Source organism: Bacillus sp. P4_D3 (assembly GCF_056401855.1).
Genome location: NZ_JBFUIN010000769.1, coordinates 1 through 1,412, shown reverse-complemented (window position 1 = coordinate 1,412; position 1,412 = coordinate 1). Strand labels below are relative to the sequence as shown.

The 1,412-nt window shown below is 34.6% G+C and carries 1 protein-coding gene; it reads right to left on the bottom strand.

Going from position 1 to position 1,412, the window contains the following annotated elements:
* The coding region (locus AC1DTM_RS26495; RefSeq protein WP_477001283.1) for a peptidoglycan D,D-transpeptidase FtsI family protein at window positions 1-1,412 on the bottom strand (1,412 nt) is incomplete at both ends.

The window sequence follows — 1,412 nt, the reverse complement described above, 5'->3', positions numbered from 1 at the left end:
CAGCTTCACCATGTATACGTTGCTTTTTTAAATCAAAGTATACATCTAAAATTTCCTTTCCAATTATAGAATTAATTCCATTTTTATCATCATGAAGCCATGGGACTACTACAGAAAATGCTACTTCTGGATTATCATATGGGACATATCCAACTAGTGTTAAGTTGTAACATTCCATACGTTCCCCTTTTGCATTTCTACCAATTGGATCATCTCCACCATATACAGTTTGAGCTGTCCCTGTCTTTCCTGCTGGTTTATATGGCGCATTTTTGAAATACTTCACGCCAGTTCCATCACCTTCTTGGAATACCCATCTAAATCCTTCTTTTATTCGATCAATATGTTCTTTCTTCATATCAACTCGATTTAATACGACAGGCTCTATAGAGCGTATAACTTTGCCAACTTCCTCTTCTTTTATTGATTGCTCTCGTATTTCTTGTACAATTTGGGGTTGCATTCTATATCCACCATTTGCAATAGTTGAAATATATTGTGCCAATTGCAATGGCGTATAAGTATCATACTGACCGATAGAAAAATCTAGTAAAAACCCAGGTTGACTATCTACTTTTCTAGTTTGCCCAATTATTTCATTCGGTAAATCAATACCTGTTGGTACCCCTAAACCAAATTGTTTAAAATAATAACGCATCTTATCAAATGCTTCTTGTTTAATATCCAATGAACCATTCGGTACGTAATTAACTCCCGCAATTTTTAAAGCTGTCTGGAACATGTATACATTCGAAGATACTTGTAAAGCTCGTAAATCATTAATATTACCAAATCCGGATACATTCCATGATTTCTTGGCTTGTGTACCTTTAAATTTCATCGGTGCATCATAAAATTGATCTCCTGGCTGTATTGCCCCTGTCTCATATCCAGTTAATAACGTTGCGCCTTTTACAGCTGACCCTAGCTCATACGAAGTTGTCATGTTACCTAATGCCAAATCCTCAATCTCTATTTTCCCTTCTTTTTCTACAATCTTTTTGCCTGCCATAGATAAAATCTGTCCGTTATTTGGATTTGTCATGACGACAAACGCTCGGTCCAACAGTGGCTCTGAACTCTTAAAAGCTCTCAAATTTTTCTCTATACTTTCTTCCACTTTCTTTTGTAATTCCATATCAATCGTTAATGTTAAACTACTACCACTTTTTCCTTTAGAGATTATTTCTGTTTTTATAATGTTTCCTGATTTATCAGTAATGTTTTTCACTTCTTCTTTTGTGCCGTGTAATACATCTTCATATCGTTGTTCAATATAACTTTTTCCTACACGATCATTACGGTTATATCCACGTACCAAATAAGAATCTAAGTTTTCTTTCGGTAGTCCTTCTTCACTACTTGTAATATTACCTAACACGGAACGAAATAAATTACCATTTACATAATTA